Source organism: Ferruginibacter sp. (genome assembly GCF_031430955.1).
Lineage (GTDB): Bacteria > Bacteroidota > Bacteroidia > Chitinophagales > Chitinophagaceae > Ferruginibacter.
On record NZ_JANPCM010000049.1, the window covers coordinates 1 to 7,495 of the forward strand.

Sequence of the window (7,495 nt, forward strand, 5' to 3'; positions counted from 1 at the left end):
GCTGCTTCCATCATTTTCTCTACCAGCTTATATGTTGCCGGACAGTACTCAATATTTTGTTTGTGCACATGCATGTAATCAACCATTTTCTTTTTAGGCAAATGCGGAAAACCGGAGCAGTCTAAAGGGCGTATTTCGTAAATAGAACACTTATTATCTTTTAAATTTAAAAACTGGCAGGGTTGTTTTTTGTTTTGCCAGTCTTTATCACGTTTTTCATAAATTAACCATTGATCGCTGAACTGCTGCGGCGTTTGCTTAAAGTGAGCGGAAATTCTTTGTATATCGGCTTTGGTATAAGTAGGCGTCATAGTTTTGCAGCAGTTAGCGCAGGTAAGGCAATCTATCTCTTTCCAAACTTCGGGTTCTAAAGCGGCCGTTAATTTATCCAAACCTTTGGGCGGATTGTTTTCTGTTTTGGTAAGAAAAGTTTTCATTCTTCTTTTATTAAGCTTCATTTTTCGCTTAAAGGAAGGGAGATTTACTGGCTGCATAATCAATTTTAAATACTGTAAATGAAATTTAAGCAGCGAAAATAGTGTATAATTGTTTTAAATAGACATTTTTGAAAAGCCGGCATTGTGCATAAAAGTATAACTATAAAACTGCGGTCCCCCTTTAGGGGATAGGGGCATTATGTGGGACGTTTATAAAAAAGGCTACAAAGCCTGGTTGCAATTAGAAAAATCTTTAGCAGATAATTCTGTGGAGGCATACCTGCATGATATTGATAAACTCACTACTTTTTTATTAACTCAAGAAATAAAATCGCCTGATAAAGTTACCCTTAAAGACCTGGAGTTTTTTGTAAAATGGGTGGCTGAGTTAGGTATGACAGCATCATCGCAGGCAAGAATAATTTCGGGCTTACGAAGCTTTTATAAATATTGTTTGCTGGAGCAAATTACCAGCACCGACCCTACCGTTTTATTAGAAGCACCAAAACTAAAACGCATATTACCCGATACGTTGAGTTTTGATGAAATAGAAAAAATTATTGACCAAATTGACTTAAGCACACCTGAAGGCGGCCGCAATAAAGCTATACTGGAAACTTTATACAGCTGTGGTTTACGTGTAAGCGAACTGGTGAATTTAAAAATGAGTTGTTTGTATTTGGATGTTGGTTTTATAAGGGTAATTGGCAAAGGTGATAAAGAAAGACTGGTACCCATTGGCAGCGATGCAATAAAATTTATCAAAATTTATAAAGAGGATATAAGGGTACACATCAGCATTAAAAAAGACCAGGAAGATATTTTGTTTTTAAACCGCAGGGGAAGTAAACTCAGCCGTGTAATGATTTTTTTAATTTTAAAAGAGCTGGCAAAAAAAGCAGGCATCACTAAAAGTATTTCGCCGCATACTTTTCGCCATTCTTTTGCCACACATTTGGTGGAAGGTGGTGCCGATTTAAGGGCTGTGCAGGAAATGCTGGGCCACGAAAGTATTACCACTACAGAAATTTATACGCACTTAGACAGAGAATATTTAAGAGATACATTGCAGCAATTTCATCCGGCATTTAAATAGTTTTTTACATGGTCAGACGGGACGTCAGACCATGTAAAAAAAACCGGTCCGATGCCGCCAATTTGATTACTAAGTTAGGCAGACATCATGACCGGCGTAAACAACCATTACTACTGAAGACTAAAACTATTGGTGCTTATAAAATTATTTTTATCATTAAATATCCTAATGTAATAAATACCGCTGCTCCAAATGCTGTTGGTTTGCATTTGTTCGGTATGTGTTTTTGCAAGAGCAACAGTTTGTTTTTGCAAAACTACCCTGCCAGCGGCATCCACAATTTGAATGTTGTACATCCCGGCTTGCTTTAATTTAAGCGAAAGTGAAAATGAATTACCTCTTTGTATTGGATTGGGATAAATTTTTACTGCACTGGTATTTTTTGAAACCCATGTTGAAACTCTTGTTTTAAGTGTATCTTTTAAAATTGATTGTCTTTGTTCACTAACCATACTAATGGATCCCATCACTCTGCAAAACCTCCTTCCATTTCCATAAGAAGTTACTAGAACTGAATCCATTTTTTTATAGTCAGCTAGTTCTGGCAACTTTTCTATAAATATTTGTTTAGTTATTTTTCTTTCATCAAAGTCATTACAGGTAATTTGTATCTCTTCTTCTTTAAAACCAGCTGCTGTAATAGTTATAGAATATTTTGAACCTTCTTCAATTTTTCTTAATTTATAAATGCCTTTTTTATCTGTAAAAACAGCATCTGATTTGTTTGTTCCAATTCTTTTTATAACTACAGCTGCTTTAGTAATTGGTTGCAGTGTTGCATTATCTTTTACTTCAATTATGGCAATATGTTTTGGTGGTATTGGAGTGTAAACATAGCCTTGTTCATCAATTTTTACAGACGTTATAACTAATGCTCCCAGTAATTCCATTTCCATTTTGCTAAGTATAATATCAAAGCTGTTTAAACTTGTCAATTTTATTTCCTTCCTTTCAAAACCAACTGCAGTTATCTCAAGAATATCAGATTTGGTATCAACATTAATTTTATAAAATCCATTTACATCTGCACTTGTTCCATTCTTTGAACCTTTTATTATTATTGATGCCCCAGGCAACGGTTGCCCTGCTTCATCAATTATTTTTCCTGTAATTATCCTGTTAGTGTTTACAGCTATTTCTCCTTTTGTAATTCTATCCTGTTTAGCTGCATCTATTTTAGATTCCGTAACAACTTTTATTCCTCCCTGTGCTTTTGCAGTATTGGTTTTTGAAAAGAACAGGAACAACATGGTTATATAATTCCAGTACCAAAATAATTTCTTCTTTGGTTCTTTAGTTTTGGAAATAGCTCTTTCTAATTGGTCGGGATAGGCCCGTCCACAAACATTTTCGTTTTTTATACTGGAGAAATAGTGGAGTACCTCAGTGTCGCTCATGGTGCTGAAGTCAACCACCTGTTTGGCGCAACTGTTGCAAAAGCGGCCCTGCTGCGTGGCAGTCATTTCGTTCCAGTTTTGATGGCAAGGCTCAGGAATAGAAAGTTGAATTTTTTGCATTACAGTTAGGTTTGCTATACTGATGCAGCCATTTTTGGGATTACATAAGAGAAAAAAAATAAATCCTTTTTTTACGCTAAGATAAAAGATGAATAATGAGTTACAGTTGAAGAGTGTCTCGCTTTAGGCCAGACCAATGAAGTTAAATAGAAATCCAGTTGCCGGGTACAAAAAATTACTTTCTTTCCAGCAATACTTCATGCTGCTGAAACGAAACGGAGTTGGTGTAAACGGTATTGGTAACTTTTTTACGGTAATTTTTAAAGATGCTTTGCCAGCGTAATTGCAATACGCCTAAAACGCCTTCTTTTATTATGCCTTTGTTCATTTTACTGGCACCCAGTTCCCTGTCGATAAAAGTGATAGGCACTTCGGTAATTTTAAAACCCAATTTCCAGGCGGCAAATTTCATTTCTATCTGAAAGGCGTAGCCTACAAAAGAAATACCATCTAGATTAATGGTTTCTAAAACTTCTCTTTTGTAACAAACAAAACCGGCAGTGGGATCTTTAACCGGCATCCAGGTTATAAGCTGCGTATATAAAGATGCCCCTTTTGATAAAAGTATCCTGTCGGCAGGCCAGTTTTGCACAGCACCGCCTTTTACATATCTCGATCCTATGGCAACACCTGCTCCATCTTTGCAGGCATCGTATAATCTTTCTAAATCTTTAGGGCTGTGAGAAAAATCGGCATCCATTTCAAAAATAAAACGATAGCCTTTATCAATGGCCCATTTAAATCCAAAAATATATGCAGTGCCCAACCCTAATTTACCACTACGCTCTTCTAAAAATAATTGCCCGGGGTATTTTGCAAATAATGTTTTTACAATTTTAGCTGTGCCATCAGGTGAGTTGTCATCAATAATTAAAACATGGTACTGCTGCCCCAAACCAATTACTGCACCAATAATATTTTGGATATTTTCTTTTTCGTTGTATGTAGGTATGATGACTAATTTTTCCAACTCATGCTTATTGGCTAAATCAAATTTACAAAAAATAACTTAATGTATCATTTACATATTGGGTACCGTGGATAATTAATTGTTTTTTAACAGGGTGCGGTTGAATATTTCAGTTAATTTTTGTTTGGTGTGCAGTGGAAAATCGCCTCTCATCATCCAGTCATAATACTGAGGTTCAGCCTTTAATACTTCGGCAACTGAACGACCTTTAAATTTTCCAAAATTAAAAATTTCGGTTCCTTTATCATCAAAGCTAAAGCGGCGTGCATAATCCACAATTTTTTCTTCGCCAATGGCACCCAAAACAGACTCTACTGTATTACCTAAATTTTTATACTTTTTCAGCTGTGCAAAAAAAACATCTATTGTTGCACTAACATCAGCTTCGGCACTGTGTGCATCTACCAATTCTTTTTCGCAAAAGAATTTATAAGCCGCCGTTAGTGTACGGGGCTCCATGGTATAAAAAATATGCTGTACATCCACCATTTTTCTTTTACTTAAATCAACGTCGATGCCTGCTCTTAAAAACTCTTCCATTAAAATAGGAACATCAAAGCGGTTGCTGTTGTAGCCTCCTAAATCGCACCCTTCAATAAATACTTTTATTTCGTTTGCTGCCTGCTTAAAAGTTGGTGCATCTTTTACCATTTCATCGGTAATACCATGTATGTCGCTGGTTACTTTTGGTATGGGCATTTGCGGATTCAGCAATTTGCGTTTTACCTGGCGGCTGCCATCGGGCAATAGCTTAATTACCGCAATTTCCACAATACGGTCGGTTGAAAGGCTCACTCCTGTTGTTTCCAGATCGATAAATGCAATAGGCCTTGTAAGTTGTAACATGTTTGTTTGAGGTTTTAAATCATAAATTATTGAAAAATAAGGTTAAAAATAGGGTAGTTTTTACACTTATTAAACAAGAAAGGTAATAAAATAGCTAATTTCGCCGTTTAGCTTTGGTAATTTACCTTTGCACTAACTAATAGTTGCAATAATAGTTTTTTAACCTGAAATTTTAACCGATGAAAAAATTATTTTTTGTTTGTGCTGCACTACTATTAATGGCAGTAATTTTTAACAGCTGTACCACCAGCCGTAAAGCCGGATGCCCTGGTACCGAAGGTATTATTCATTAATTAAGCTTGTTTGTAATGACGTGGATTGATTTGAATGATGAGCACCAGTTGGACAGAATAAAAGAATTGTCTAAACAAAAGCCTCAATTAATTTTTAAGCACAGCACACGCTGTAATATAAGCAACATGGCTAAAGGCCGTTTAGAAAGGAGTGTCCAGCCCGATAATATAGATTTCTATTACCTCGACCTGATAAAAAACCGCCAGCTGTCTAACAAAATAGCCGAAAATTTTTCTGTATTTCATGAGTCGCCACAGGTGCTGCTAATTAAAAATGGCACATGTGTGTACGATGAAAGCCACAGCGGCATTATGATGGATGATATAGTGGAGCAGGCATAACAATAACCTGATTTTGATATAAAGCTGTTTTAAAAAAACAGTTTTTTTATAAGTCAACTATCCTCTTCTTTATTTTTATCAGGCTTAAGCATCAGTGATAATTTTATTGGCACAAAATGTGCGTTACTGCAAAAGCCTGATATAAGCTGCCAGTAATAGCATTCTATATAAACTTCTATATATTTTCGCTATATTAATCACTGGCTATTTACCAGTAAATAATAATTCTGTAAAGTCTTTTGCTTAAAAGAATTATTAAATTTATTATGAGTATGCGAAAATTAAAAATTGCGATAATATCAGGTGATGATAAATTATGGTCGCTTTACGCATGGAATAATGTTTTTAGATCGCAATCATTTATTCAGGAATATGATTGTGCAGGATTTTGGATTTGCAACCAAAAATTCAGTAATAAGAAAAAGGCTTCCGCATGGTACTGGTATTTAAAAACTTTCAGGTTTTGGAATTTTTTTAAGCTTTTTAGTTTTGTAGTTTCTTTTAAGATTTTTTCCTTTATAAAATCGCTGGCAGGTAAGTATCACATAAGTTTTAGTAAACTTTGTAAAACTAATAAAATCCCTTTTTTTAAAACACCTAACCCTAATGATGCATCATTCATTGAATGGGTTAAAGCAAATGAAATTGATATAGTACTGATAATGGTTGATTATATTCTTAAAAAGGATATCCTTAACGCCCCAAAAATTTGTGTGGTTAACAAACATGCCGGTTTTTTACCCATGAACAAAGGTTTGTTCCCTTACTTTTGGGCAAAACTATCTAATCAGCTGCAGGGCATTTCATTTCATAAAGTAAATGAAAAAATTGACGAAGGAGATTTGTATTATCAGGAAAAAGTGGAGAGTAAGGAAATATTACGATCAATGATTACCTTTTATTTTTATGTGCATAAAAACTACCACCTTATGTTGAATATTGCCTTAGAGAATGTTTTAACCAAAACAATTATTCCATTACATAAGGATTTACCTGGCAGCTATCACAGCTTGCCCGAAGCAGCAGATTACATTACCTTTAAAAATAATGGTGGCAAAATAATTAACTGGCAGGATATTTTTTTACCTTTTGAATTATTAAAAAATTAATCGGGTATCAGCCCAATGGGTACAATAATCTCCCACCTGTTTTTTACACTCCTGTTTAATAAATCCGTATCAAGCAAATGAGCAAACCTTAGCCCAATACTTACGGGTAACGAATTCCACACTTTGGTATCAAAATATAATTCTGCCCCTGTACTCCGATTTTTAACTTCTGCTATATTACCGTTGGAAAACTTTGCCTTAGTACTGTTGTAATCATAAAATGCATTTGCCCTGATGCGTTGAAAATAAATAATTCCACCTATACCCCAATCAGGATAAGATATCGGAAAGTGGTAATTGAAACCAATTTTATACATCCTCCTTTCACTCAGCGGTTGGTAACCTCTTGCAAAAGAAAATGTATTGCTAAATAAATCACCAGGCAAAGTGTCCTTTTTTTGATAAGCTCCGTTTACCACCAAACTATGATTGGCAGCAAAACCCGGAAAATATAATGCTGCACTGCCCACCAATTTATGGCTGTTTCTAAAATTAAAAGCATCTCTGTAATTAACTGCAATACTTTGTGCCCACCGTGGATTAATATGTTGCTTTGCCCTGCGGCTTACATTACTAAAAGAAAAAAAAGTATTGCCATAATTGATTGCCCTGTTATCGAAAATATTTTTAGTTACCCCGGTATAATAGTATTGTTCAGTATTGTATCCTGCACCAAAATTTAAAAACTTATTCGTTCGTCCGCCAATAAAATTTAAAGGAACAGAAAAACCTGTTTTTAATGTGGCCGAATTAAATATAACAGACTTGCCAAATGCGGTATCACGTGTACGGTTAAAACTTTCCTCTGCGCCAATACTTAATACAAGAAGCCAACCGGCATATGCGCTGCTTATACCAACAGTATGGCTTTTATCGTTTCTGTTG

Annotated in this window: 7 protein-coding genes and 1 pseudogene; 3 read left to right on the forward strand and 5 right to left on the reverse strand. The window is 35.2% G+C overall.

Translation table 11 applies throughout. From position 1 onward, the window contains the following. The coding region (locus ACY65O_RS01400) for a YkgJ family cysteine cluster protein (protein ID WP_462219060.1) at nt 1–494 on the reverse strand (494 nt) is incomplete at its 3' end. Between the two features lie 142 nt (nt 495–636). On the opposite strand from ACY65O_RS01400, the gene xerD reads away from it, so the two are divergent. Further along, complete coding sequence (xerD, locus tag ACY65O_RS01405) at nt 637–1,533, forward strand: site-specific tyrosine recombinase XerD (RefSeq protein ID WP_462219061.1); 897 nt, start codon at nt 637–639, stop codon at nt 1,531–1,533. 110 nt (nt 1,534–1,643) lie between these two features. Here xerD and ACY65O_RS01410 read toward each other — a convergent pair whose 3' ends face one another. The 3 genes from ACY65O_RS01410 to ACY65O_RS01420 form a co-directional block, all read right to left on the reverse strand. Further along, on the reverse strand, nt 1,644–3,050 hold the full coding sequence (locus tag ACY65O_RS01410) for a carboxypeptidase-like regulatory domain-containing protein (RefSeq protein ID WP_462219062.1): 1,407 nt from the start codon (nt 3,048–3,050) through the stop codon (nt 1,644–1,646). A 175-nt stretch (nt 3,051–3,225) separates the two neighbouring features. Next, the gene (locus ACY65O_RS01415) at nt 3,226–4,020 is read right to left on the reverse strand and encodes a polyprenol monophosphomannose synthase (protein ID WP_462219063.1); all 795 of its coding nucleotides are present in this window, start codon (nt 4,018–4,020) and stop codon (nt 3,226–3,228) included. Nucleotides 4,021–4,095: 75 nt separating this feature from the next. Beyond that, nucleotides 4,096–4,866, reverse strand: a complete 771-nt coding sequence (locus ACY65O_RS01420; RefSeq protein WP_462219064.1) for an exonuclease domain-containing protein — start codon at nt 4,864–4,866, stop codon at nt 4,096–4,098. 308 nt (nt 4,867–5,174) lie between these two features. Here ACY65O_RS01420 and ytxJ point away from each other — a divergent pair, with 308 nt between their 5' ends. Together ytxJ and ACY65O_RS01430 are read left to right on the forward strand one after the other, a co-directional pair. Further along, nucleotides 5,175–5,501, forward strand: coding sequence for a bacillithiol system redox-active protein YtxJ (gene ytxJ, locus ACY65O_RS01425; protein ID WP_462219065.1), 327 nt, complete (start codon nt 5,175–5,177; stop codon nt 5,499–5,501). Between the two features lie 272 nt (nt 5,502–5,773). Then, nucleotides 5,774–6,610 (forward strand): formyltransferase family protein, encoded by an 837-nt coding sequence (locus ACY65O_RS01430; protein ID WP_462219066.1) that lies wholly within the window; start codon nt 5,774–5,776, stop codon nt 6,608–6,610. Here the strand turns inward: ACY65O_RS01430 and ACY65O_RS01435 are convergent. Further along, nucleotides 6,607–7,495, reverse strand: a pseudogene (locus tag ACY65O_RS01435) (hypothetical protein); the annotation flags it as partial. The gene ACY65O_RS01430 and the pseudogene ACY65O_RS01435 sit on opposite strands and share 4 nt — an antisense overlap.